The organism is Acinetobacter sp. RRD8, assembly GCF_031844225.1.
Taxonomy (GTDB): domain Bacteria; phylum Pseudomonadota; class Gammaproteobacteria; order Pseudomonadales; family Moraxellaceae; genus Acinetobacter.
The window spans coordinates 141,207-165,309 of record NZ_JAUZUU010000001.1; the positions used below are offsets into that span (position 1 = coordinate 141,207).

Genomic DNA, 24,103 nt, shown 5'->3' on the forward strand with positions numbered 1-24,103 from the left:
ATTAATTTACCCCAGCCTGAATCAGGTCATGCATACTAATCACGCCAATGACTTTATTGGCATCATCAACAACTACAAATTGATTAATTTTATGTTCATTCATACGTTCCAGTGCGACCACTGCACGTGCTTCCTGAGAAATGGTCAACGGATTTTTGGTCATCACGTCCTGAATAGCCAGATTGACATCAAAACCTTGCTGCTTATCAATCAAGCGACGCAAGTCACCATCGGTAAAAATCCCCAGCAACACATCATTTTCATCGACGACTGTGGTTAAGCCCAAGCGCTTGTTGGAAATTTCGTACAATACTTTATTCATGGCGGTATCTGGCGAGACTTTAGGTAAATCTGCGCCAGTACGCATCAGATGCTTCACGTGCAATAACAGACGCTTACCCAGCGCACCTGCAGGATGTGACAAGGCAAAATCATCAGCGGTAAAACCACGTGCATCCAGCAGCGCTACAGCCAGAGCATCACCTAGCGCTAAAGTTGCGGTTGTACTCGAAGTCGGAGCCAGACCGAGCGGACAGGCTTCCTGTAGATTGCCTAAAGTTAACGCTACATCGGCATTTTGTGGCATTGGACCTTTGGCATCACCGCTGATGGTAATTAAAGGAATTTCCAGACGCTTGATCAAAGGCATCAGCATCATGATTTCATCACTCTTGCCCGAGTTGGAAATGGCAATCAGCACATCTCCCGGCACCAGCATGCCGAGATCACCATGCCCTGCTTCGCCTGGATGCATAAAGAATGAAGGCGTACCTGTAGAGGCAAAAGTCGCCGCCATTTTACGGCCAATATGTCCGGATTTTCCCATCCCAGTAATCACCAGACGACCTTTGCACTGCAGGATAATTTCACATGCCTGACTAAAACGCTCATCGATCTGCGTGGCTAAAATCTGTAATGCATGCTCTTCGATACGCAGTGTTTCAAGTGCGACTTTCTGGAAATCTAGTTGATTCGCTGTTTTTTGTGGATTCAAAGCCTGTTTACCTACGCTAAGGACAGAGAAAAACTCTGGTTTGATGGGCATAATTTTCGCAATTTTAGCATAGCTATGCAATTGTAAGCTTTCTAAATGTAGAAGATTCGACGGATTTTTAATATATTCAGATTGTATTCAACTTGCACAATCTGGTATCTCCATCTCTACATTCGCTCCATTTTTAAATTGGTTAAATGCGCTTGTTTTTATTTTTATAGAAATATAATTACACTATTCGAAATAGGTTGGGTTCAAATAAAATCTTACTCATCCAAATACAACTTAAGCACACTGGCAGACATTATCTCTAAAAATGTGAACCTAATATCCCCCCATTTCACTTCCTAAACCTCTTTTTTATAAATCACTCTCATCACCTAACTACCCTAAATAACTGAGGCTTTTTACGCTTTTATCTTTATGAATAATTATGCTTAGGTTAAGATGATTCATCCTTTTATTTGAAGTCTTTTGAACAGCTATGCAACCATTTGTTCTATATAACTCAGAGCAACGCAAAAAAGTAGAATTCTTACCTCGTGTTGAAGGTCAAATTGATCTGTATGTCTGTGGTATGACGGTTTATGACTACTGTCATATTGGACATGCACGTACAGTGGTTGCATTTGACTATATTATCCGTTTCCTGCGTAGCCAAGGCTGGAAGGTCAAATATGTGCGTAATATTACGGATATTGACGATAAAATTATTAAACGTGCCAATGAAAATGGCGAAAGTATCTCAGAATTAACAGGTCGCTTTATTGATGCGATGAATGAAGACTTTGCCAAACTGGGCTGCCTTGCACCTGATGTTGCACCTAAAGCGACAGATTACATCGATCAAATGCAAGATATGATCGGCAACCTGGTCGACAAAGGTACGGCTTATCCATCCAATAATGGCGATGTCTACTTTGAGGTCGAGAAGTTTGCCAAATATGGTCGTCTGTCTGGCCGTAAATTAGAAGATATGCAAGCCGGCGCGTCTGAACGTGTCGATGTTGAAGTCGAAAAGAAACACCCGTTTGACTTTGTACTGTGGAAACATGCCAAGGAAAATGAACCGTCATGGGCATCTCCTTGGGGCAATGGCCGTCCAGGCTGGCACATCGAATGTTCAGCAATGTCGACCTGCTGCCTAGGCAATCATTTCGATATTCATGGCGGTGGTGCTGATCTGACTTTCCCGCACCATGAAAATGAAATTGCACAATCTGAAGCATCTACTGGCGAACAGTATGTTAATTACTGGATGCATGCCGGATTCATCAATGTCGATGGCGAGAAAATGTCGAAGTCTTTAGGCAATTTCTTCACCATTCGCGACGTGATTGAAAAATTCCATCCGGAAGTGGTACGTTATTTTATTGTATCTTCACACTATCGTAGCCCGGTGAATTACTCGGATGTTGCCTTAAAAGAAGCGAAAAATACCTTATCTCGTTTCTACCACTCATTTAAAACCTATCAGGCGATTTATGGTGATCATCTAGTTGAAACTCTGGATGAGGCTTTAGTTGAACGTTTTAATACCGCTATGCGTGATGATTTCAATACGCCTGAAGCGATTGCGGTATTGTTCGAAATCAATAAAGAGCTAAATCGTGCCGTGAAAGAAGAAAATGCGGAACAGGCAGCAATCTACTACGCAACTTTACGCCATCTGACCAACATTCTCGGTCTGGTACAGCAAAATGTAGATGAGTTCCTCAAATCTGACATTGGTCAAGAAGCTCTAGGATTGTCACCTGAACAAATTGAAGATTTGATTCAACAGCGTCAGGATGCCAAGAAAGCCAAAGAGTTCGCACGTGCGGATGAGATTCGTCAATCTTTACTTGATCAAGGCGTGGTACTTGAGGATACCCGTCAAGGTACAGTTTGGCGTCGTGCTGATTAATTAATCAAACAGATTTATAGAGAGTTGACACTGCTGTGGAATTCTCTATAATTCACCTCATTGCGGGAATAGCTCAGTTGGTAGAGCATAACCTTGCCAAGGTTGGGGTCGGGAGTTCGAGTCTCCTTTCCCGCTCCAGAATACGAAAAACCCTTATCGAAAGATAAGGGTTTTTTATTGTGTTTGAAAAAAATTTATTAATAAAATGCATATCTCAAATCACTTATTCATCCTCTTTTACCCTGACAATTTTTTTGGGTTATTTATGACAAAGTGCTATTGTGGATAAACTTTAAAACTTTCAATCCCTTTCATAACGATATCGTTTCATGACTTATAAATTAAATGCTCGTCATCTAATTCTAGATCTTTTATATGCCTCTAAAAACTCCACCCTGTCTATTAAGCGGATATTAACTGCTGCTGAATTATTGGGTATATCTGACAATGGTATCCGTGTCGCTGTGGCCCGATTAAATCAGGAAAATGTGATTCAAGCTGTAGAGCGCGGCGTATATCAATTGCTAGAGAAAAAATTCGATACTTCTTTTATCAGCTTAAACAAACACCCTGATATGCAAACGGCGACCACATGGAACGGAAAATATGTATTGGTCTATACCGGCACTTTGGGACGTGTAGACCGTACTGCCTTATCTAAAAGAGAAAAAGCGCTACGTTATTATGGTTTTCAGGAACTAGAGCAAAATGTTTTTATTCGTCCCGATAATTTAACACTAAACCTAAGTCCATTAAAAACAGCTGTAATCCAGTTTGGATTAGATCCTGACGCACGTTTTTTCCAAATCAGTCAACTGGAAAGTGAAACCGAAGTTCGTGATTTATGGGATATCGAAGCGCTACATCAGACCTATCATGCAGTACAGCATGATATCAATGACTGGTTTGAGAATTACCAAAATCTGACTTTAGGAGATGCTGCAAAAAGTGCCTTTTATCTAGGTAAATCTGCCCTGTTTAGTTTACGTGCTGATCCTTTGCTTCCTGCAGAATGGATAGACACCGATGCCCGACAACAATTTGAGCTCGCAGTCCGCAAAATAGAAAAACAGGGTCAACTTTTATGGCAACATTATTTTAAAGACCAAGGGGTCTAATTTATTTCTATTTTTATACACAAAAATAAATTGACTGTAATATTTCATCCAAATATATTGAATACAGCAATAAGAACTAAATATAGGCAGAAGAATGAACAGCAAGGTCAGTGTCACAGAACTTTTTAGTCGTGATGAAATTAAAGAACTCACCACGACCTCAGACTTGCACGGTGCCTGGGCAGTAGGTTCGACATGGACCGTAATTGTCATGACCTTTGGCACGGTAGCCTATAGCTGGGAATATTTACCTACGTGGGGGAAAGTCCTGATGTGCGCGCTGGCATTGGCCATTCTTGCTGGACGCCAGCTTGCCATGGCTATTTTGATGCATGATGCCTCGCACCATAGTCTTTTTAAAACCAAATGGTTGAACACTCATTTGACTGACTGGCTCTGTGCACGCCCGATCTGGAATGATGTCGGCAAGTATCGTCCCTATCATCTGAAACATCATGCTAAAACCTCGCAGCCAGATGATCCTGACTTGGGGTTGGTAAAAAATTTTCCCATTACTCAAAGCTCACTATTCAGGAAATTCTTTCGTGATCTGAATGGGCAATCTGGACTTAAGTTCCTTGCAGGTCGAGTATTAATGGATCTGGAATTATTGGAATGGAGTGTTTCCAACGACCCCAAGCCAATTCCGCGTGGTGATCGCAGCAATCTAGAGTTAGCGAAAAACTTGCTGAAAAATAGTTCCGGTATGCTCATCTCAAATGCAGCAATTTTTTCTGCACTGTGGGCCAGCGGACATCCTAAACTATATTTATTATGGCCTCTTGCCTATATCACTCCATTCCCCTTGTTCATCCGCATCCGCGCCATGGCTGAGCATGCGGGCCTAGAAACCAGTCATTCTGCCCTGAGCAATACTCGAACGACCCGTGCAGGCTGGCTGGCACGTGCTTTTGTTGCACCAATTCATGTGAACTATCATATTGAACATCATTTAATGGCCTCTGTTCCGCATCAAAAGCTGGCAAAAATGCACCAGATGTTAAGAGAGCGTCAGTATGTCGATGCTCCGCCAAGTTATCTGGATGTGATTCGCTCACTTTTAAAAAATAATCAATTTTCCTGATGCTTAGATTATTCAATTTCAATGCTGATGGTTTTCGGCATGTGAATGCGGATGTGAGGATTGTCCCCGATGTTCCGGCGGACAATCTTCCGCTTCGATCTGCAAGGTCATCTCGGTAATATGATGCTCATGGTGGAGCATCTCAAAGGCCTGATGACGCAGTTTCTGATAATCCACATTCGGTGCAACCAGATGCACAGTCAGCATGACTTTTTTGGACGTAATCGCCCAGACCTTGAGCTGATGAATATCTTGGACCCCATCAAGCGCCAAAAGATCGTGATGTAATTTTTCAATATCAATTTCCTCGGGCACACCTTCAAGCAGAATATTGATGCTCTGTTTCAGCAAAACCCAGGTTCTTGGCAATACCCAAAATCCGATTAATACTGCAATGAGTGTATCTATCCACATCCAGCCGGTGAAATAAATCACTAGCGCTCCAATAATCACGCCTACAGACCCCAGTGCATCACTCAGCACTTCCAGATAAGCGCCTTTGACATTGAGACTTTCCTGACTGCTAGACACCAGAATTTTCATGGAAATCAGATTAATGATCAGCCCCAAGATGGCTACGATCATCATGCCCAAACTCTGGATTTCCGGCGGATGACTCAAACGCTGATAAGCTTCAAACAAAATATAAATCGCAACCACAAACAGCATTAAGGCGTTAAACAAAGCAGCCAAAATCTCAAAGCGCTGATAACCAAATGTCCGTTTATTGTCTGCCGGTTTTTGTCCAATTTTGATAGCGACTAAAGCGATAGCCAGTGCAGCAGCATCGGTAAACATATGCGCAGCATCAGAAAGTAAGGCCAAACTTTGAGTTAGAAAACCAGCAATCACTTCCACAATTAAAAAAGTGGTGGTTAATCCCAGCGCTATTGATAATTTTTTGGCATTTTTTGCAGTCACGGTCACATGACTATGCTCATGATGATGTGAATTCCCCACCGGCCCCTCCCTCCTTCTTATTCAACGAGGACTGTATCCTCAGCATCTTTTCAAGTTTTGTTCTGATTCATATTACGCTTGAATTTTACCTATTTAAGTAGGTTTTTTATGAACTGTTTTATCAGTCGACATTAGATTAAAGTTTTAGCTTTTTCATGTTCTGCCAGCCAGGCCTGTACCGAAGCACGCTTAAAATTACGCTCGACATATTCTATTATTTTCACAGGAAGTTTCACCTGATGGCTCAACAAACGATGCAACATAAAGGCCAGATCAAAGTCTGCAATTGACCAGTGTTCAGTCAACCATATGTCCTCCAGCATATATTCTGCCACATTCACCAAGCGCTGAATTTCTTCAGTGATCGGAGCTGTAAGAGGTATAGACATTTTTGCTAGATGAAATACCGAATCGGAAGGCATCTGCTGGCGGATTTGCATAAAATCGGTTTTGACCAAGGCTTGTATGGCCCGACATTTAGCTCTAGCATAAATTTCCTTAGGATATAAGGCTGGATAATTAGGTGCTGGAAAGGCATCTTCCAAGTATTCAGTGATCGCCCATGATTCAAACAGGCTAAAGTTATCTACTATTAAACACGGAACTTTAGCACTTGGACAAATGGCTTGATAAGCCGCAGATTTCTGTTGCTGCTGATCTAAATCAATCACGATTTCCTGAAAATCTAAACCCTTTTCTTTTAAGGCAACATAGACCGACATGGCATAAGGGCTGATTCTATTTTTATCGACATATAAACGTATATTTTGCATATCCTTGTTCCTGATAGGCTTGTTGTTTTTATTCAGTACGGCAGTCTTACTCTACTCTCTTTCCTATACAAAAGGAAAATGACCCACTTCATGTAGCGATCACACAAAAATGTTTATACAGTTGCCGATAGTGCAGCGATGTTCATTATTTTCTATTTTGCACAGGATCGGTAGATAAAGCCTTTTATTTTGCTTTTGATTCACGTTAAATTAAATCATTCTCTTGATATCAAAAAACTATGCTGAACTTAGCCCACCTCCCCGATACCGTGTATGCCATTCAACATCTGGCTTTTGAAGACTTAGGCGCTTGGGAAGATATTTTTTATCAGCTCGGCTTACGTGTGCGTTATTTCGAAGCTGGTATTGATGATCTCACCAAGGCTTTTGAACATCCCGGATTAACCGTTATTCTCGGTGGCCCGATTGCAGTCTATGAAACTGAGGATTATCCTTTCTTACAGCAAGAAATAGACTTACTTAAAGTTCGCCTGGAAAAGAACTTACCGACGTTAGGCATCTGTTTAGGTGCACAGTTAATTGCTGCTGCATTGGATGCCAAAGTCTATTCCGGGCATACCAAAGAAATCGGCTGGTCTAAACTTAAGCTTGCTTCTGTTGAAAATAATCCGCTGCAAGCTCTCGAAGATATCGACGTCCTGCATTGGCATGGTGATACCTTTGACCTACCTGAACAGGTAGAATTACTGGCCAGCTCTGATCTTTATCCAAATCAGGCCTTTCGGGTAGGACAGAATATTCTAGCACTACAATTCCATGCTGAAGTGGCCAGTGAAAGTTTAGAGAAATGGCTGATTGGACATACCTGTGAGTTACGCAAAGCCCAGATCAATATCCCTGCCTTGCGGGCGGATCATCAAAGCTATGCGCCCGCGCTTGAACAGGCAGCCAGTTCGGTATTGATGCATTATTTAGAAAACCTGCAACTTAAATAACCGTAATAAAAAAGCACCCAACTGGGTGCTTTTTTATTTGTCATTTTTACTTTTTCGGAGCAGGTACAGAAGCCTCGGTAGTAATGTTCACTGTAATTTTATCGCCCACATTTGGAACATAACCGCCTACCCCAAAGGCTGAACGGTTAAATGAAGTGGTTGCATTAAAACCAATCGTTTGTAATTTGGTCATTGGGTGTACACCTTGTTTATTTAAAACTGCATCCAGTATCACAGGCTTAGTGACATCTTTCACGGTTAAGTTACCGGTGATTTTGTATTTGTTTTTGCCTAGAGCCTGAACTTTAGTACTTTTAAAAGTGATATTCGGATATTTGGCAGCATCAAAAAATTCTGCTGTCTTAATATGGTCATCCAGTGCTTTCACATTCGTATTAATGCTTGCAACCGGGATATTCACATTGACCGAGGAATTCACAGGTTTTGCATTATCAACATTAATCGTACCCTGGATGTCACTGAAGTTTGCAGATGGTGTAGAGAAACCAAAGTGGCTCCAAGAGAAAACAGTTGCTGAATGAGTCGGGTCAATCGTATAGGCCACTGGTTTTGCCATAGAAATTGTTGCTACAGATGCGACCGCCAAGCCTAATGCTAATGTTTTGAAATTCATGTTTTTATCTCACGTTTTGGATGTTATTAAGTGTATAGAATCTGGAACCGTTTACAGCCCTAAAGATAAAACGTTTTGTTGCAGTGATGAAACGATAAAATTGTAAGTATTTTTTTTAATTTTTGAGCTTTAATCCATACGGTACTGGATGAATCCAGTTTTCTTGGCGACTTTGTTATACAACGCTTGTGCCTGATGATTTGATTCCTGAGTCAGCCAGTAAACCCGGTCGCAATTACGCTGCTGTGCAACCTGATAGACATGTTGAATCAACTTACGCGCCACACCCTTTCCCCGATAGTCAGGATGGGTAAATAGATCCTGCAAATAAGCATATGGTCTTACTGTCCAGCTACTGTTATGTTCAATGACATGCACAATCCCTACGACCTTTCCATCAATCAAGGCCGCAAAACCGTACATTGAATCTAATTCATAATTGGTTAATTTATCCCAGGTATTTTTACTTACCTCATCCGAAATTTGCGTCTGATAAAAGCGTTGATAGTCTTGCCATAAAAATAGCCATTCCGGCTGTGATATTTGCTCTAGAGATTTGATCTGGATCTGGGGCTGTATATTCATGTTTAACCGCTTCTTTGGCTTATTTCTTTAATTTAAGTCGTTTCGATAGTGGTCGCTGAATTTTTATAGCGGCCTAAACTTAGCTTTATCTCATCTGGTGCTCATAAGCAACCTGTCAGATGAAAATCATCCGGCATAAAAAAAGCCCCAATCAGGGACTTTTCACGCTTTATGTTTAAAGTTTTTCAACCAGAATACGATCAACCTGTTTTAGGCTAGTCGTCTTTTCATGATTTTTACGACGCACTTTAATGACCTTTTCTTCGGCTAATTCTTGCAGCATTAAATCAACTGCAACCATCGCTTCAAGAGCTAACTCCTGTCCGATCCACTTGAGTTCGCCTGCATCCATTAAAGTAATTTCATCGTTAATTTGTTCATACAAGCTCATGTTCTTCTCACTCTTTCATTTCGACTATGGGAGAACCTTCTAACAGTTGCCACATGAAAACAACGCTAAAAAGCGAAAAAATAAAAGACGCCCCAAAACTGGAGCGCCTTTTAATAAACCGCCTAATCAGTTGATTATGCAGTAATCTCTTTTACAGCTGCTACCACTGCTTCAGTGGTAATCCCGAAGAACTGGAACAGATCTTTTGCAGGTGCAGATTCACCATAAGTGGTCATACCGATGACGCGACCATCAAGACCCACAAATTTCCACCAGTAATCTACATGCGCAGCTTCAACAGCAACACGTGCGCGGATGTTTGATGGAAGAACCGCTTCACGATAAGCTGCATCTTGCTTCATGAATTCTTCAGCGCATGGCATAGAGACTACACGTACACCTTCAAGTTGTGCATACGCTTCCATTGCCAAAGATACTTCTGAACCCGTTGCAATAATGATCGCTTTCAATTCGCCTTTTTCTTCAGCCAGTACATAACCACCTTTCGCAACGTTCTCGATTTGTGCTTGAGTACGGGTCTGGAATGGCAAGTTTTGACGAGAGAAGATTAATGCCGTTGGGCCTTCTGAACGCATTAAAGCTGATTTCCAGGAAATCGCTGCTTCAACAGTGTCACATGGGCGCCATGTATTCAGGTTCGGTGTACCACGTAAAGATGCGATTTGTTCAACCGGTTGGTGTGTTGGACCATCTTCACCCAGACCGATTGAGTCATGCGTATAAACATGAATTACGCGCTGTTTCATCAGAGCAGACATACGCACTGCATTACGTGCATATTCCATAAACATCAGGAATGTTGCTACATACGGAATGAAACCACCGTGTAGTGCTACACCATTGGCAATTGCAGTCATACCAAACTCACGTACGCCATAGTGTACGTAGTTACCTGCCGGATTGTCCTGTACGCCTTGCGCACCTTTCCATAAAGTCAGGTTAGAGCCTGCAAGGTCAGCAGAACCGCCAAGCACTTCAGGCAAAGAAGGCACAAGTGCTTGCAACGTATTTTGGCTGGCTTTACGCGTCGCAATCGTTTCAGCTTTGGCATTCACTTCTGCAATATAGGCATCCGCTTTTGCAACGAAGTCAGCCGGTAATTCACCAGATAAACGACGTTTAAGCTCAGCTGCTTCAGTTGGATATTTTGCAGCATAAGCAGCAAATGTTTCGTTCCAAGCTGCTTCTGATTCAGCACCTTTAGCTTTCGCATCCCAAGCTGCATACACATCTTCAGGAATCACAAATGCTTCGTCAGTCCAGCCTAGTGCTTCACGAGTCAACACGATTTCGTCATGACCGAGTGGTGCACCATGACTGTCTTCTTTACCTTGCTTGTTTGGTGAACCCAAACCAATCACGGTTTTACAGATAATGATGGTTGGTTTAGCAGTTTCAGCTTTCGCCTCAACAGTTGCCTGACGGATTGCATCTGCATCGTGACCATCAACTTTAATCACTTGCCAGCCGTATGCCAGGAAGCGTTGTTCTGTATCGTCAGAGAACCAGCCTTCCACTTCGCCATCAATCGAGATGCCATTGTCGTCATAGTAAGCAATCAGTTTGCCCAGACCCAATGTTCCTGCCAAAGAACATGCTTCGTGAGAAACACCTTCCATCAAACAGCCATCGCCAAGGAAGCAGTAAGTGAAGTGATCTACAACTTGGATGTCGTCTTTGTTGAATTGCGCAGCTAGAGTTTTTTCAGCCAGTGCAAAACCGACAGCATTCGCGATGCCTTGACCTAAAGGACCAGTCGTCGTTTCAATCCCTGGTGCATAGCCCAACTCCGGGTGACCAGGTGTTTTAGAATGAAGTTGACGGAATGCTTTAAGATCTTCAATCGAAAGATCGTAGCCCGTTAAATGAAGAAGCGCATATTGAAGCATAGAGCCATGGCCATTTGATAATACAAAACGGTCACGGTTTGCCCAATTCGGGTTGGTCGGGTTATGGTTCATGAATTCACGCCAAACCACATCAGCGATATCTGCCATCCCCATTGGAGCACCTGGATGTCCTGAGTTTGCTTTTTGCACAGCATCCATTGCCAATACACGAATTGCGTTTGCAATACGACGTTCATTAAGCGGGGTTGTCATAAATCAGAGTCCAAAATATTCAGAAATAGGAAATGATGAAAAGACTTTCAAAACTGCTGTCTATTGTCTTAAAAAAACAGCGAGGGGTAAAGACTAACCAACAATATTTATCAGTTTATTGAGTGTCTCTTGCCTTATCGTACAATTATTCCACATTTCTTCTTCGGCTTTGATTCGCTCTACTGGTTTACAGATTGAATTATCCTGCATTTCAAAAGCGACTTTAATTTCTGTATCTGGATTTCAAGCTGATAAACAGGATTGAATTTATGCTGATTTTATTTCTATTTTATATGTCTCACATCATTATTTTTAAAGAAAATCTATACAATTCACTGATCTATTCATAATGTAATTTATACTAAATTTTATAAAATATTGGCAGGATTGTTTGATATACAGGTGAAAATCTAATTTGCTTAGGCTAATTTTATACTTCGGCAGACTTATTGAACCTGACAGTCTTTAGGCAAATAACGCTGCTGAATATCAGTGGAATAACATTTACCACTATGAACATCAAAAGCGACTGATTTCCCGCGAATCGCAGTATCTACACCCTGCTCTCCTATCTTGAACTCTATCCGGCACGCGGCATTAATAATCACTTTTTCGATATATTGGCTAGGACCACCAATCTCGCGACCAGCATCACAGTGTTGATCCGAAGCAATGAACTGGGTTCGATATGCTCCAGCCTGCTCAAACACTTCTGCTAATTGATTCCGCACGACATAAGCTTGATGACTCATAAAAGCCATCGTCACTAAAATCGCGATGATGATGAGCACGATCAGCACTTCAATCAGGGTAAATGCCTTTTGATACATGATTTCTGATCTCCGTACAGTCTTGCTCCAACAAGAAGTCCATAGCAAAAGATATCGCCATTCCTAAACAGCTAATGTGGAAGACTTAGCGCTAATATGAAGACACGCTTGAACATCGACAAGACAGTTGGTCGCAAGGCGCACAGTCTGAATCTGCTTTATTGGTGTAATGATCACTTGCTTAAGTAAATTTTAAATTTTGAGCTTTGTATTTTTTCTATCATCTATTTTTTAAGATTTAATCGGAAATCTAAGCATTTAATTTTATGACAGTCTGATGGATTAAAATATTGTTGCTTCATATTCCTCAATCAATAATGCTGTCTAAATAGATATATCAATTTTTTTAATTCTATTAATCAATTAAAAACACAATAATTTGAAACAATTTCGACCAATTTTATCGTGTTAAGCTAGTCCTAGAGCGCAACTCGATGTAACATATCGGGTCTTTAAAATTAACTGTGATAGGACTATGCGCGAGTACGCTGTATTTACTTCGGAATCTGTAAGCGAAGGCCATCCAGATAAAATGGCTGACCAAATCAGTGACGCTATTTTGGATGCAATCTTAAAAGAAGACCCATATGCACGGGTTGCTTGTGAAACGCTTGTAAAAACAGGTGCGGTTGTACTTGCCGGTGAAATCACAACGACAGCAAATGTTGATTTTGAGGCAATTGTACGTCATACCGTAAACGGAATTGGTTATCACCATTCTGATCTTGGTTTTGATGGTTCAACCTGTGCCGTGATCAACATGATTGGTAAACAGTCACCTGAAATTGCTCAGGGTGTAGACCGCCAGAAACCTGAAGATCAGGGTGCCGGCGACCAAGGTTTAATGTTCGGTTATGCAAGCCGCGAAACTGATGTATTAATGCCTGCACCGATTTCATATGCGCATCGCTTAATGGAAAAGCAGGCTGAATTACGCCGTAATGGCACCTTGCCATGGTTACGCCCAGATGCAAAAAGTCAGGTAACTTTTGCTTATGAAAATGGCGTACCAGTTCGTTTAGATGCTGTCGTTCTTTCGACTCAACATGATCCTGAAATCACTCAAGCGAACCTGAAAGAAGCTGTGATTGAAGAAATCGTGAAAAAAATCATTCCTGCTGACATGTTCCATGCAGACACCAAATTCCACATCAACCCAACGGGTATGTTTGTGATCGGTGGTCCTGTAGGTGACTGTGGTTTAACTGGCCGTAAAATTATCGTAGATACCTACGGCGGTATGGCACGTCACGGCGGTGGTGCTTTCTCTGGTAAAGATCCCTCTAAAGTTGACCGTTCTGCTGCGTACGCAGGTCGTTATGTGGCGAAAAATATCGTTGCTGCTGGCCTGGCTGACAAGTGTGAAATTCAGGTGTCTTATGCAATTGGTGTTGCTGAGCCAACTTCAATTTCAATCAATACCTTCAATACTGCAAAAGTCTCTGAAGAATTGATTATTGCACTGGTTCGTGAACATTTCGACTTACGTCCATATGGCATTACCCGTATGCTTGACCTGATCCAGCCGATGTATAAGCAAACTGCTGCTTATGGTCACTTCGGTCGTGAAGGTTCTGATACTGCATTTACCTGGGAAAAAACTGACAAAGTGGAAGCGCTTAAAGCCTCTGCTGGTCTATAAGTTTTTCTTTAAAAAAGCCTGCATCATGCGGGCTTTTTTGATGTCTTTTATTTTTTCATTCTTAAAATTTTTTCTGGCTCATGATAACAAATATCTAAATACCAAGCTTCATACTATAACCTGACTTTTGAATGATACTTTTGAAACTCCCCTCTCTGTGAATATCACTCTTCCATGAAACTTAAAACAACTTCCGGCTGTGCCATTACAGTATAAGTATCGAAAAAAGTTACAGTTAATCAACAAATGTTGATCTATTTGCTAGCATAAATCTAAATAAATGGCTGCTAAATTAGATTGCAGCTCTACAACAACAAAAGGATATTACTCGATGAATAAATTACTGATTGCTTTAGGTTTGGCGACCACTGTTGCCTTAGTCGGCTGTAGTAAAGAAGAAGCGCCTGAAACCGGCGCAACCACAGGTGAGCATTTAGAAAATGCAGCCAATCAAGCCGGCCATGATATGGAAGATGCCAGCCGTGAGGCTGCGGTAGAAACCGAACGAGCAATGGATAATGCCGCAGAAAATACTGCTCAGGCAGCGGACGAAGCAGCTGCTGCAACGTCTAGAGCAGCAGATGCCACTGCGGAAGCAGCACGTAAAGCAACTGCAGCAACTGCTGCGGCAGTTGAAGAAGGTGCGGGAGACGTTCGGGAAAAAGCTGAAAACTGATTTTAGCATTCAGTTTGATGTTTAAAAGCCTGCGATTGCAGGCTTTTTTATTAGGGATGATTTTAAATAGCGAATGATCTAAATTGAAATTGCATTAATTCTTGATGGGATCATTTTTTATCTAAATGAGTCGACAAAATCAGATAAACTGATAAAACTTATCAAGTATTAGAATGACTTAATTGTGATTCACTCGGCAAAACGGGCTGCATTTAAACTGAAATTCAGTAGAATACCAGCCTTTATTTTTAATAATTTAATCTCCCATGTCAGTCATTGTTGCTGCTTCCCAACGGTCGAATATTTCGGTCTGGGCAGCTTTTATCTTGCTTATCATAGGTACAATCGGTGCCTATCAAATCGTAGGCTTAAATCAGGCTCTATTATTCTTGATTGGTGGTGCACTGGGCATGACCCTGTACCATGCTTCATTTGGTTTTACTTCGAGCTGGCGTGTCTTTATCAAGGAACGTCGCGGCCATGGTTTACGTGCACAAATGATTATGCTCGCTCTGGCGGTCCTGCTGTTTTTCCCGGCTTTAGGTGCAGGTGAATTATTCGGCAACCCAGTTAAAGGTAACGTTAATCCTGTTTCCATGTCAGTCATGATTGGTGCCTTTATTTTCGGTATCGGCATGCAACTTGGTGGCGGCTGTGCATCAGGTACGTTGTATACTGTAGGTGGCGGTAGCGCACGTATGCTGGTGACGCTCTTGTTCTTCTGTATCGGGTCTGTGATTGCGACCTCGCACCTTGACTGGTGGTTTGCCCTGCCACATCTTGAACCGATTTCACTGGTAGAAAGTTTAGGCGTTCTCCCTGGATTACTGTTGAGCTTTATCGTTTTTGCCATCATTGCTGCAGCAACAGTTTATTTCGAAAAGAAACGTCATGGCAGCCTGGAAATTGAGCCACGCAGTGAATATCAGGGCTGGAAGCGCTTTGTTCGTGGTCCATGGCCTTTGATTTGGGGCGGTATTATTCTGACCTTGCTCAACTTTGCTACGCTGGCACTCGCAGGTCGTCCTTGGGGCGTAACCTCTGCGCTGGCAGTTTGGGGTGCCAAAGGTGCTACGCTTGTGGGTGTTGATGTAGCTTCTTGGGATTATTGGCAAAAAGCAGGCAATGCCAAAGCACTGGCAGAATCATTATGGTTTGATATTACCTCAATGATGAACTTCGGTATCATGCTGGGTGCTTTGTTGGCAGCAAGTTTGGCAGGTAAATTTGCGCCGAATTTCAATATTCCAAAACGTTCACTGATTGCTGCTGTTATAGGTGGCATAATGCTGGGCTATGGCGCACGCCTGGCCTACGGTTGTAATATCGGTGCATATTTCAGTGGAATTGCGTCGGGTAGTCTGCATGGCTGGTTATGGCTGGTCTTCGCTTTTATTGGTAATGGGATCGGGGTAAAACTTCGTCCGATTTTCTTCCCGAATGAAAAACCGCAGCCTGAAAAACTGACCGGTTGCTAATGCTTAAAATCAAAAAAGCCCATCTGTGATGGGCTTTTTTCTGGCTTTAGGATTTACAGCGCAGCTTTTAAATTACAGCCATAACCCATGGTCTGCTGAACCTGACGATAAGTCGTATAACGATCCAGAATAAAGGTATAAAAATGATCAGCATCAGAGAAATTAGCTTTTAAATTTTCATTCTTGGCATTGGGCAATTTAATGTCATCGACCAGTTCCAGATTGTAATGTCCCAAACGGAACATATCGGCAAAATAACTATTCATCATATCGCAATAGGCGATTTTACTAGGTTTTAATGCGGTACTGCTAACGAGATGCTGGTTCAAGCTTTGCAGATTATTGACATCTAAAGGAAACTGGTGTGCGAAAGCAATGCTTTCGACTTTCTTAAATTTCTGAAAGTCTTGGGCTAACTGGACATTGAGTGCATCAAAACGTTGCTGCAGTTCCTGTGCGGTCTGAACCTGATATTTGGCTGGATCTACGACCGGTTTTTGTGGTTGTTCCGAACATGCAGTTAATCCAGTGAGCAGCGCTAATGACGTTAGCCATACCTTCATGTTTATACACTCAATTTAAATATACCAATGCTTATTATGCCTGAAAGCAGCTTGATGTACTGTTTAAAGTAATTTCTCATTCATATAACGCCAGTAGCGCTTTGGCACATATTGAATATGCAATTTCATGTTCTTGCGCGCCTGAATATTCACACTGTTAAAATAGTCTTTCCAGAGCTGATCATATAGCAGCTCTTGATCATCCAGTTCAATACTAAATGATTGACTATGACCAATCCGGATTTGTGGATCGATTATTTCAGCGTTCATCTCGACCTGATGCATCTGCCTTAAATCATAATAAATACCGTAATTACGCTGCTCGTCATAAATCAGCCAGCTTTGATCCTGATAACGCTCCTGAAAATGTCGGGAAATAATCGGCAAGACATTAAAATCCGGTCTGACCAGACTCAGAAACAAACCATCTTTGGCTTTTTTAAAGCGTACAAAAGCCTCCATACGATGCTTTTCCCGCCCCACTTGCTTGGCCCATTGCGACATGCCGATCACCGCAGTATGACCATAATCTTTATCGACTGGACGCTGGTTTTGAAAGACATAGACTGCAAAATCAAAAAGAGTCTGGAACGCTGCTTCCTGCTCTGACAAAAACGTATAGTAAAAAGCACGCAAACTGCTGGAAGATACTTTCTGCTTTAATCCCTGCCACACCCGCTGCCCATGCTGATCATTAGAGGCCACATGGATAAATTCATCAAATAAACCTGTTTGTGCTTGAGGATTGGCCGTCACTATCACGTTAAATTCTTTAAACTCGAAAGCACGAAATACACAACTGAGCAGACCAGTCATGCTGCCATCAAAACAGTAACTTGCCACTAGAAACCCAATCCTAATTGAGGTGAAAGTTGCTGCTGATATTTGGATTGTCCTGACATCAAAATTTGCTGGCGAATCTGATGGGACTGCTGATCTTTCTTAAATTTCGGTGTATCTGCACAGCGGATAAAATGCTGCGCCCGGTTATAAGCCACGCCCATGCGTTTTAGCTGGTCAATATGAATCTGTCCAAAACGGCGGGCCTGTACAATTTTCTGGGCAGAACGCACGCCTATGCCGGGTACCCGTAAAATCATTTTATAGTCGGCACGGTTAATATCGACTGGAAAGGCTTCAGAATGACGCAAGGCCCAACTGAGTTTAGGATCAATCTCCAGCTCCAGATTCGGATGCTGATCATCGACAATTTCATCAGCAGCAAAGCCATAAAAACGCATCAGCCAGTCAGATTGATACAGACGGTTTTCTCTTAATAATGGCGGTGCTGAGCCGATAGCAGGTAAGGCTTTATCTTCGGGATTAATCGGGATATAGCCAGAGAAATACACCCGCTTCAGCTTAAATTCCTTGTAATGCCGGTCAGCCATTAAAATAATGTCCTGATCGGTTTCACTATGCGCGCCCACCACCATTTGTGTAGTTTGTCCGGCAGGTACAAATTTTGGAACGGACTTAATCAGCTTGCGTTCATCTTTGAGCTGGATCAACCGGTCACGCACAATGCCCAAGTCTTTTTGTACTTCGGCATGGGTTTTCTCAGGCGCAAATTTTTGCAGTCCCGCCTCCGTCGGCATTTCCAGATTAATACTCATACGATCGACATACAGTCCAGCTTCGGTAATGATCTCCTGTGATGCACCCGGAATAGTTTTCAGATGGATATAGCCATTAAAGTTTTCTTCGAGCCTAAGTTTTTTGACCACCTGCAGCATCCGCTCCATGGTGTGATCGGCTGATTTAAAAATCCCCGAACTGAGAAACAGCCCTTCAATATAATTACGCCGATAAAAATTCATGGTCAGATCGACGACTTCCTGCACAGTAAATGCAGCACGCTGGACATCATTGGAACGGCGCGAAACACAATAGGAACAGTCAAAAATACAGACATTAGAGAACAGAATTTTCAATAAGGACACACAGCGGCCATCTTCGGTATAACTATGGCAGATGCCATTCCCGGTATTGCCCACGCCCTTGTCTTTATTTTTACGGTTGCTACCGCTGGATGAGCACGACACATCATACTTGGCAGCATCGGCTAAAATTTGCAGTTTTTCACGGATACGATCAGACATGAGCTCAGAGAATATGTGACCAAAAAGCTATTATAAAGTGTTCAATTCTAGGCTAATAAGAGTTATATCTTCTTGGCGACGTAGCGTGTCGCAAGAAATGTAAATAATACGTAACCCATGCTGCAGTATTTCAAAATAAAATAACCAATATGATTTGCTTAATTTTGTGCTCAAAGGCAAAGTAAAAGCATAACAAGGAGCAAATCTATGTCTTTATTAGAAAATCTCGGAATTAAACATCCTATTTTCTTGGCACCGATGGCAGGTGTCTCTACGCCCGAGCTTGCTGCCGAAGTGTCCAATCAGGGCGGCTTGGGTTCACTGGGTCTGGGGGCCAGCAGTATCGAGGCTGCACGAGAACAGATTTTAAAGACCCAGGAACTGACAGATTGCCCTTTTCAGGTTAATTTTTTCTGTCATGAGAGTGTACCTGTAGATGAGGCTGTAGCGCAGGCATGGATTGCCCAGTTTAAAGATAAATTTGCCGAATATGGCACTCAGGCACCGGATCATTTGGAGTGTATTTATCCGAGTTTTAAAGACAATGATGACTTCCTGAATCTGGTATTGGAAACCAAACCACGGGCGGTCAGCTTTCATTTTGGGATTCCGCATCCGCATCAGATTCAAGCCTTAAAACAGGCCGGGATTCTGACCATGGTGTCTGCCACCAATTTTGCCGAAGCTAAAGCTATTGAAGCAGCCGGAATTGATATCATTATTGCGCAGGGTATTGAGGCTGGTGGCCATCGCGGGATTTTTAGCACCAAGTTTGATGCTTCAGTCAAAACCTCCAATCTGGTGAAGCTGATCAAACAGCATTCTTCCTTGCCGATTGTAGCGGCAGGCGGGATTATGACGGGTGAGCAAGCGCGTCAAATGATGGATTTCGGTGCAGATGCCGTGCAACTTGGGACTGCATTTGTGCAGTGTAAATCTTCTAATGCCAATGATGCCTATCGTAAAGCCTTATTTTCCAAGCCACTCACTCAGGTGAGTGCCAGTATTTCCGGTCGTCCTGCACGTGGCATTATTAACCACTGGCATATTGAGGTGGATACACCCGATCGGCTGGATGTTCCCGCTTATCCATATACTTATGATCTGGCCAAGCAATTACATGCTGCTGCTGCCAAACATGGGGATCAAGGGTATGGCGCATTCTGGGCAGGTTCGAACGTAGCACAGATTCGTGAAATGGAAGCGTCTGATCTGATCAATCAGCTCATACTGGAAATGAAGCATCTTTAATACTTGAATCATAAAAAAACCTCTCCACATGGAGAGGTTTTTAATTTATCTAGAATTAGCGTGTGACACGATGCCAGGCATCTTTAACTGCAAATTTCGCTTCTTCCCAGTTGAGGCGGGACTCACCTTTTAACTGTTCCCACTTGGTACGCAGTTCAGGTTCGGCACGGTCAAAATCCGTATCATGCTCATACATCGGACGATTTTCATAACCGACCCGGTAAGCACCGCGATAATCACGATCATAATCTAGATCGCCATATGTGCTACGCGTTTCATTGAAATACGGGCGATTATGATACTCATCTCTCCAGTAATTATCTTCTGCTCTCAAATGATCTGGATGTCGATAGTTATCTGCCTCAGGAAAGTTCTCTGGGTGCTGGTAATTATCTGCCTGTTTCTCATGATCAGGTGTCGCAATGTCATTACCTGCAATACCGCCAACAACACCACCGATAATACCACCCACCACTGCACCTGGAGGGCCACCGACCAGACCTGCAACTGCGCCTACCGCAGCTCCACCCAAAGTACCGGCACTGGTCGCAGCCAGATTATCTTCACCTTCATTCATGTCTGGAACACGAGGATTATCTTTCACGGGTGTATTCAAATCTGGACGTGCATTAGTATCAGTCGGATTGATATTCAGGCCTTCACTGCGTTCTTGTGGCAATTCCGTTGACGTTTTATGGCTAAACTCTGTGACTGGACGATTGGTATTTGTCATTACAGATCTCCCTCAATGATGACGATAAACAAGATGGATCACATCTGGTTTATATCTGGATAGGTTCATCTTTATATCTGGATAGGTTCATCATAGAGGAAGCTTGAGTAAGCAATGTCCAAGTCCTGTCCAGTTTAAGTGAACAAACTGTGCTGCTATGTATTAGACAGGCTGAAGTGTAAACAAAATGCAAAAATCAGCCTGCTCAAGATAAAAAAGGTAGGGATTTCATGCAAAAAATATTACATGATTCGCTGAATTTTGCCCGTCATTACTTGGTTTCCAGTAAATTCACCTGCTCGACCTGTACATCAGTCATGGTTAAACCATGTTCTAGCAGTGCATTAAAATAATCTTCTACCACATGATACTGGTCAGCGGTATTTTCTACCTGATACATGCTTTGACGAAACTCATTACTGGAACGCAGTCCTTTGGTGTACCAGGCAATATGTTTACGGGAAATTCGGCAGCCGGAATACTCGCCGTAAAATTCGTATAATTCTGTCAAATGTCCCAGCAGTACATCTTTAACTTCTGTAATACTTGGTGCGTCAAGATGTTGACCAGTTTTTAAATAATGGGCAATTTCACGAAAAATCCAGGGGCGACCTTGTGCTGCACGACCAATCATAATTGCGTCTGCACCGGTATAATCCAGCACGTATTTGGCTTTTTCCGGACTGTCGATATCACCGTTGGCAATCACAGGAATCTTCAACATTTCCTTTACGTCTTTGATTAAAGAATAACGCGCGGTATTCAGGTACATATCTTCACGGGTACGGCCATGTAAAGCTAGCGCTGCAATTCCGGCTTGTTCAGCACGTTTAGCGACACGCATAATATTTTCCTGACCGTTCAAATAACCCAGACGGGTTTTTAAGGTCACTGGCACATCAACTGCAGCCACAACTGCATCCAGAATACGCGCAACTAGATCTTCATCCTGCAATAAAGCAGAACCGGCGAGTCGGTTACAGACCTTTTTGGCTGGGCAGCCCATATTAATATCAACAATTTGCGCACCATTGGCCACCTGATAACGTGCCGCTTCAGCCAGATCATGGGGATCTGAACCAGCAATCTGCGCTGAAATCGGTGCCAGCTCTCCATCAAAATTGGCACGATATAAGCTCTTTTTACTCATGCGCAAAGTTTTGTCAGATGTCATCATTTCACTGACCGCATGGCCTGCACCAAAGTATTTGCACAAGGTTCTAAACGGACGATCGGTCACACCTGCCATGGGAGCGACAATCAAATTGTTTGACAGTTGATATGGACCAATATACATATAAATTCATCACTTTTTTGATGGGCATAGTATACTGCATCTGCCTTATTCGCTCATCTTTTCAATTAATTTACGACACCATGAATAAAACTTTCGCTTCTTGTTTTTCTTTTAAGTCATTGTCTGTACTTGTACTTTCTCTGGGTCTTGCCGGTTGTGGCAATGGTTCATGGTGGTCAAAAGATGATGAACCGACACTTGAAGTTGAACATATTCGCAAAGCTATTCCAAACCGTGTCAACCAACGTGAGTCTTGGGCACAAGATATTTATGACATTACCGAACAGCTCGGCATTCCTCAGACCAAGGAAAATGTTTGTACGATTGTGGCAGTGGTTGATCAGGAATCTAACTTTGTTGCAGATCCTACTGTTCCGGGTTTGGGTGAAAAGGCGGTTAAGGAAGTCCAAGGTCGCCTTGATGAAAAATTCAAAGATAAGCTTGGTCAAGCAATTGGTGGCACAGTTGCAGGATATTTCCAGGAAGTTCTCAAGAACCATCCGAGTCCTGAAGACAACTACTTAAGCCAGATGCGCCGGGTCAAAACCGAACGTGAACTCGACGAATTATATCGTGAAATATTTGACTATATGTCAAAGCATTATCATGTTAGCGCCCTGACTGGTGCTGCCAAACTGGTCGGCCAGAATATTGGCGAGAAAATGAATCCAATTACCACCTTGGGTTCAATGCAGGTACATATCAGCTATGCGAAAGAACATAAACGCCAAGGCGGCAATATCGCAGAGTTACGTACCGATCTCTACAGTCAATATGGCGGTCTGTATTATGGGATTCATCGCCTGATGATGTATCCGGCGGATTATGACAAGCCAATTTATCGTTTTGCGGACTATAACTCGGGCATGTATTCCAGTCGAAATGCCGCTTTTCAGAGCATGTTAAATGATTTAACTGAAGCCGAACTTGATCTGGATGGCGACTTATTGCTCTATACTAAAGATGGCGCGATCCGTTCGCAGAAGAGTCAATCTGAGCGTGAGTTAATCAGTGTTTTTGCCAAAAATAATTTTATTATCACTGAACGTCAAATCCGAGCTGATTTAAAGAAAGAAAAAGATAAAGACTTTGAAGATACGATGACTTATCGTGGTGTCAGCAAGCTTTATCAGGAAAAAACGGGTAAAGATCCTATCTATGCCATTATGCCTGAAGTGGTCATTTCCGGACCAAAATTAAGTCGTGATTATAATACTAACTGGTTTGCTACCCGCGTCGATGGTCGATATCAAACATGCATGCGCAAAATCAAAAATCTAAAACTCTAGCCTTATTTGATTTTGATGGAACCCTGTATCTACATGATAGCTTTACCGGGTTCATTTTCCATGCCTTAAGAAAACGGCATATTGTGAAACGCGGCATGCAAATTTTGCCATGGATACAGGCCTATTATTTAAATTTCTATCCGGCACACCGCATGCGACCCAAATTGTATGCCAGCATGTTTAAAAACAGTGATGCAGAGGAAATTCTGCAATTAGCTCAGGATTATGCACAACAACTAATATTCAAGTTGAATCCGAAATTATTAGAACAACTTAAACAGCATCAACAATTAGGACATGAAGTCGTGCTGGTATCAGCCTCATTGGATTTGTATCTTAAACCGGTGTGCAGTTATTTAAATATCGATTTAATCTGTAGCGAAGTTGAAATCAAAGCTGGGAAATTGACAGGGTTTTATCAAACTCCTGACTGTAGTAACACACAAAAGAAAATTAGAATTCTAGAAAAATATAATCTGGATAATTATGCTGAAATTTATGCTTATGGGAATAGCGAAGAAGATCAGGAAATGCTGAGTTTGGCACATCAACGCTATCTGGAAGGACAAGATCAGCAATTGCCAAAAATTAATCTACCATCCGATTCAATGACATATTAGGGCTTTAAAATTTCCGCTTTATTGATACGCCATAATAATCTTTAACAAGCACTTAAATGACAGATGAGTTGTCGCTCAATGATACTTTTAAGGCAGAT

General features: G+C 42.3%; 23 protein-coding genes and 1 tRNA gene. 11 read left to right on the forward strand and 13 right to left on the reverse strand.

What is annotated here, in order from left to right:
- Nucleotide 1: 1 nt before the first annotated feature.
- Nucleotides 2-1,045, reverse strand: coding sequence for a KpsF/GutQ family sugar-phosphate isomerase (locus Q9R24_RS00685; protein ID WP_311203491.1), 1,044 nt, complete (start codon nucleotides 1,043-1,045; stop codon nucleotides 2-4).
- A 433-nt stretch (nucleotides 1,046-1,478) separates the two neighbouring features.
- Between Q9R24_RS00685 and cysS the strand changes: the two genes are divergently transcribed.
- The 4 genes from cysS (at nucleotide 1,479) to Q9R24_RS00705 (ending at nucleotide 5,102) form a co-directional block, all read left to right on the forward strand.
- Nucleotides 1,479-2,900 carry a cysteine--tRNA ligase gene (gene cysS, locus Q9R24_RS00690; RefSeq protein WP_311203492.1) on the forward strand — a complete coding sequence of 474 codons (1,422 nt, stop codon included), beginning with the start codon at nucleotides 1,479-1,481 and terminating at the stop codon, nucleotides 2,898-2,900.
- 62 nt (nucleotides 2,901-2,962) lie between these two features.
- Nucleotides 2,963-3,038, forward strand: a tRNA-Gly gene (locus Q9R24_RS00695).
- Nucleotides 3,039-3,229: 191 nt separating this feature from the next.
- On the forward strand, nucleotides 3,230-4,018 hold the full coding sequence (locus Q9R24_RS00700; protein WP_311203493.1) for a hypothetical protein: 789 nt from the start codon (nucleotides 3,230-3,232) through the stop codon (nucleotides 4,016-4,018).
- 94 nt (nucleotides 4,019-4,112) lie between these two features.
- Complete coding sequence (locus Q9R24_RS00705) at nucleotides 4,113-5,102, forward strand: fatty acid desaturase family protein (protein WP_005107238.1); 990 nt, start codon at nucleotides 4,113-4,115, stop codon at nucleotides 5,100-5,102.
- Between the two features lie 18 nt (nucleotides 5,103-5,120).
- Here the strand turns inward: Q9R24_RS00705 and Q9R24_RS00710 are convergent, their stop codons facing one another.
- Nucleotides 5,121-6,062 (reverse strand): cation diffusion facilitator family transporter, encoded by a 942-nt coding sequence (locus Q9R24_RS00710; protein ID WP_311203494.1) that lies wholly within the window; start codon nucleotides 6,060-6,062, stop codon nucleotides 5,121-5,123.
- Nucleotides 6,063-6,193: 131 nt separating this feature from the next.
- On the reverse strand, nucleotides 6,194-6,835 hold the full coding sequence (gene yfcF, locus Q9R24_RS00715; RefSeq protein ID WP_004729879.1) for a glutathione transferase: 642 nt from the start codon (nucleotides 6,833-6,835) through the stop codon (nucleotides 6,194-6,196).
- Nucleotides 6,836-7,074: 239 nt separating this feature from the next.
- Here yfcF and Q9R24_RS00720 point away from each other — a divergent pair, with 239 nt between their 5' ends.
- Nucleotides 7,075-7,791, forward strand: a complete 717-nt coding sequence (locus tag Q9R24_RS00720) for a glutamine amidotransferase (protein ID WP_311203495.1) — start codon at nucleotides 7,075-7,077, stop codon at nucleotides 7,789-7,791.
- Nucleotides 7,792-7,837: 46 nt separating this feature from the next.
- On the opposite strand, the gene Q9R24_RS00725 is transcribed toward Q9R24_RS00720, so the two are convergent.
- The 5 genes from Q9R24_RS00725 to Q9R24_RS00745 all read right to left on the reverse strand — a co-directional run bounded on the left by Q9R24_RS00725 (nucleotide 7,838) and on the right by Q9R24_RS00745 (nucleotide 12,354).
- Nucleotides 7,838-8,425 carry a YceI family protein gene (locus Q9R24_RS00725; RefSeq protein ID WP_311203496.1) on the reverse strand — a complete coding sequence of 196 codons (588 nt, stop codon included), beginning with the start codon at nucleotides 8,423-8,425 and terminating at the stop codon, nucleotides 7,838-7,840.
- A gap of 129 nt (nucleotides 8,426-8,554) precedes the next feature.
- A complete protein-coding gene (locus Q9R24_RS00730; RefSeq protein ID WP_311203497.1) occupies nucleotides 8,555-9,010 on the reverse strand; it encodes a GNAT family N-acetyltransferase in 456 nt (151 codons plus the stop codon).
- A gap of 175 nt (nucleotides 9,011-9,185) precedes the next feature.
- Nucleotides 9,186-9,401 (reverse strand): hypothetical protein, encoded by a 216-nt coding sequence (locus Q9R24_RS00735; protein WP_311203498.1) that lies wholly within the window; start codon nucleotides 9,399-9,401, stop codon nucleotides 9,186-9,188.
- Between the two features lie 134 nt (nucleotides 9,402-9,535).
- Nucleotides 9,536-11,524: a transketolase gene (tkt, locus tag Q9R24_RS00740; RefSeq protein WP_311203499.1), complete on the reverse strand. Its 1,989-nt coding sequence runs from the start codon at nucleotides 11,522-11,524 to the stop codon at nucleotides 9,536-9,538.
- A 446-nt stretch (nucleotides 11,525-11,970) separates the two neighbouring features.
- Nucleotides 11,971-12,354 (reverse strand): pilin, encoded by a 384-nt coding sequence (locus tag Q9R24_RS00745; protein WP_253144731.1) that lies wholly within the window; start codon nucleotides 12,352-12,354, stop codon nucleotides 11,971-11,973.
- 475 nt (nucleotides 12,355-12,829) lie between these two features.
- Here Q9R24_RS00745 and metK point away from each other — a divergent pair, with 475 nt between their 5' ends.
- The 3 genes from metK to Q9R24_RS00760 all read left to right on the forward strand — a co-directional run bounded on the left by metK (nucleotide 12,830) and on the right by Q9R24_RS00760 (nucleotide 16,150).
- Nucleotides 12,830-13,996 (forward strand): methionine adenosyltransferase, encoded by a 1,167-nt coding sequence (gene metK, locus Q9R24_RS00750; protein ID WP_004646663.1) that lies wholly within the window; start codon nucleotides 12,830-12,832, stop codon nucleotides 13,994-13,996.
- Nucleotides 13,997-14,327: 331 nt separating this feature from the next.
- A complete protein-coding gene (locus tag Q9R24_RS00755; RefSeq protein WP_004646662.1) occupies nucleotides 14,328-14,672 on the forward strand; it encodes a hypothetical protein in 345 nt (114 codons plus the stop codon).
- 266 nt (nucleotides 14,673-14,938) lie between these two features.
- Nucleotides 14,939-16,150, forward strand: coding sequence for a YeeE/YedE family protein (locus Q9R24_RS00760; protein ID WP_311203500.1), 1,212 nt, complete (start codon nucleotides 14,939-14,941; stop codon nucleotides 16,148-16,150).
- 53 nt (nucleotides 16,151-16,203) lie between these two features.
- Here Q9R24_RS00760 and Q9R24_RS00765 read toward each other — a convergent pair whose 3' ends face one another.
- The 3 genes from Q9R24_RS00765 to Q9R24_RS00775 form a co-directional block, all read right to left on the reverse strand.
- Complete coding sequence (locus Q9R24_RS00765; protein WP_004646660.1) at nucleotides 16,204-16,713, reverse strand: hypothetical protein; 510 nt, start codon at nucleotides 16,711-16,713, stop codon at nucleotides 16,204-16,206.
- 63 nt (nucleotides 16,714-16,776) lie between these two features.
- On the reverse strand, nucleotides 16,777-17,556 hold the full coding sequence (locus Q9R24_RS00770) for a TIGR03915 family putative DNA repair protein (protein WP_004279976.1): 780 nt from the start codon (nucleotides 17,554-17,556) through the stop codon (nucleotides 16,777-16,779).
- Nucleotides 17,556-18,815 carry a putative DNA modification/repair radical SAM protein gene (locus tag Q9R24_RS00775; protein ID WP_311203501.1) on the reverse strand — a complete coding sequence of 420 codons (1,260 nt, stop codon included), beginning with the start codon at nucleotides 18,813-18,815 and terminating at the stop codon, nucleotides 17,556-17,558. Before Q9R24_RS00775 ends, Q9R24_RS00770 begins: the two co-directional genes overlap by 1 nt.
- Before the next feature lie 207 nt (nucleotides 18,816-19,022).
- On the opposite strand from Q9R24_RS00775, the gene Q9R24_RS00780 reads away from it, so the two are divergent.
- Nucleotides 19,023-20,066, forward strand: coding sequence for a nitronate monooxygenase (locus Q9R24_RS00780; protein WP_311203502.1), 1,044 nt, complete (start codon nucleotides 19,023-19,025; stop codon nucleotides 20,064-20,066).
- Nucleotides 20,067-20,121: 55 nt separating this feature from the next.
- Here the strand turns inward: Q9R24_RS00780 and Q9R24_RS00785 are convergent, their stop codons facing one another.
- Both Q9R24_RS00785 and dusB read right to left on the reverse strand, forming a co-directional pair.
- Nucleotides 20,122-20,799, reverse strand: coding sequence for a hypothetical protein (locus Q9R24_RS00785; protein WP_004729893.1), 678 nt, complete (start codon nucleotides 20,797-20,799; stop codon nucleotides 20,122-20,124).
- Nucleotides 20,800-21,070: 271 nt separating this feature from the next.
- On the reverse strand, nucleotides 21,071-22,096 hold the full coding sequence (dusB, locus tag Q9R24_RS00790; protein ID WP_311203503.1) for a tRNA dihydrouridine synthase DusB: 1,026 nt from the start codon (nucleotides 22,094-22,096) through the stop codon (nucleotides 21,071-21,073).
- Between the two features lie 80 nt (nucleotides 22,097-22,176).
- Between dusB and Q9R24_RS00795 the strand changes: the two genes are divergently transcribed.
- A complete protein-coding gene (locus tag Q9R24_RS00795; RefSeq protein WP_004646653.1) occupies nucleotides 22,177-23,385 on the forward strand; it encodes a DUF1615 family protein in 1,209 nt (402 codons plus the stop codon).
- On the forward strand, nucleotides 23,352-24,005 hold the full coding sequence (locus Q9R24_RS00800) for an HAD-IB family phosphatase (RefSeq protein ID WP_311203504.1): 654 nt from the start codon (nucleotides 23,352-23,354) through the stop codon (nucleotides 24,003-24,005). Before Q9R24_RS00795 ends, Q9R24_RS00800 begins: the two co-directional genes overlap by 34 nt.
- The last annotated feature ends 98 nt before the right edge of the window (nucleotides 24,006-24,103 follow it).

Coding starts and splice junctions, on each gene's coding strand:
- metK (WP_004646663.1), top strand. CDS start 12,830: ATGCGCGAGTACGCTGTATTTACTTCGGAATCTGTAAGCGAAGGCCAT.
- Q9R24_RS00745 (WP_253144731.1), bottom strand. CDS start 12,354: ATGTATCAAAAGGCATTTACCCTGATTGAAGTGCTGATCGTGCTCATC.
- Q9R24_RS00735 (WP_311203498.1), bottom strand. CDS start 9,401: ATGAGCTTGTATGAACAAATTAACGATGAAATTACTTTAATGGATGCA.
- tkt (WP_311203499.1), bottom strand. CDS start 11,524: ATGACAACCCCGCTTAATGAACGTCGTATTGCAAACGCAATTCGTGTA.
- dusB (WP_311203503.1), bottom strand. CDS start 22,096: ATGTATATTGGTCCATATCAACTGTCAAACAATTTGATTGTCGCTCCC.
- Q9R24_RS00700 (WP_311203493.1), top strand. CDS start 3,230: ATGACTTATAAATTAAATGCTCGTCATCTAATTCTAGATCTTTTATAT.
- Q9R24_RS00775 (WP_311203501.1), bottom strand. CDS start 18,815: ATGTCTGATCGTATCCGTGAAAAACTGCAAATTTTAGCCGATGCTGCC.
- Q9R24_RS00780 (WP_311203502.1), top strand. CDS start 19,023: ATGTCTTTATTAGAAAATCTCGGAATTAAACATCCTATTTTCTTGGCA.
- Q9R24_RS00720 (WP_311203495.1), top strand. CDS start 7,075: ATGCTGAACTTAGCCCACCTCCCCGATACCGTGTATGCCATTCAACAT.
- Q9R24_RS00705 (WP_005107238.1), top strand. CDS start 4,113: ATGAACAGCAAGGTCAGTGTCACAGAACTTTTTAGTCGTGATGAAATT.
- Q9R24_RS00730 (WP_311203497.1), bottom strand. CDS start 9,010: ATGAATATACAGCCCCAGATCCAGATCAAATCTCTAGAGCAAATATCA.
- Q9R24_RS00765 (WP_004646660.1), bottom strand. CDS start 16,713: ATGAAGGTATGGCTAACGTCATTAGCGCTGCTCACTGGATTAACTGCA.
- cysS (WP_311203492.1), top strand. CDS start 1,479: ATGCAACCATTTGTTCTATATAACTCAGAGCAACGCAAAAAAGTAGAA.
- Q9R24_RS00785 (WP_004729893.1), bottom strand. CDS start 20,799: ATGACAAATACCAATCGTCCAGTCACAGAGTTTAGCCATAAAACGTCA.
- Q9R24_RS00685 (WP_311203491.1), bottom strand. CDS start 1,045: ATGCCCATCAAACCAGAGTTTTTCTCTGTCCTTAGCGTAGGTAAACAG.
- Q9R24_RS00800 (WP_311203504.1), top strand. CDS start 23,352: ATGCATGCGCAAAATCAAAAATCTAAAACTCTAGCCTTATTTGATTTT.
- Q9R24_RS00725 (WP_311203496.1), bottom strand. CDS start 8,425: ATGAATTTCAAAACATTAGCATTAGGCTTGGCGGTCGCATCTGTAGCA.
- Q9R24_RS00755 (WP_004646662.1), top strand. CDS start 14,328: ATGAATAAATTACTGATTGCTTTAGGTTTGGCGACCACTGTTGCCTTA.
- yfcF (WP_004729879.1), bottom strand. CDS start 6,835: ATGCAAAATATACGTTTATATGTCGATAAAAATAGAATCAGCCCTTAT.
- Q9R24_RS00760 (WP_311203500.1), top strand. CDS start 14,939: ATGTCAGTCATTGTTGCTGCTTCCCAACGGTCGAATATTTCGGTCTGG.
- Q9R24_RS00795 (WP_004646653.1), top strand. CDS start 22,177: ATGAATAAAACTTTCGCTTCTTGTTTTTCTTTTAAGTCATTGTCTGTA.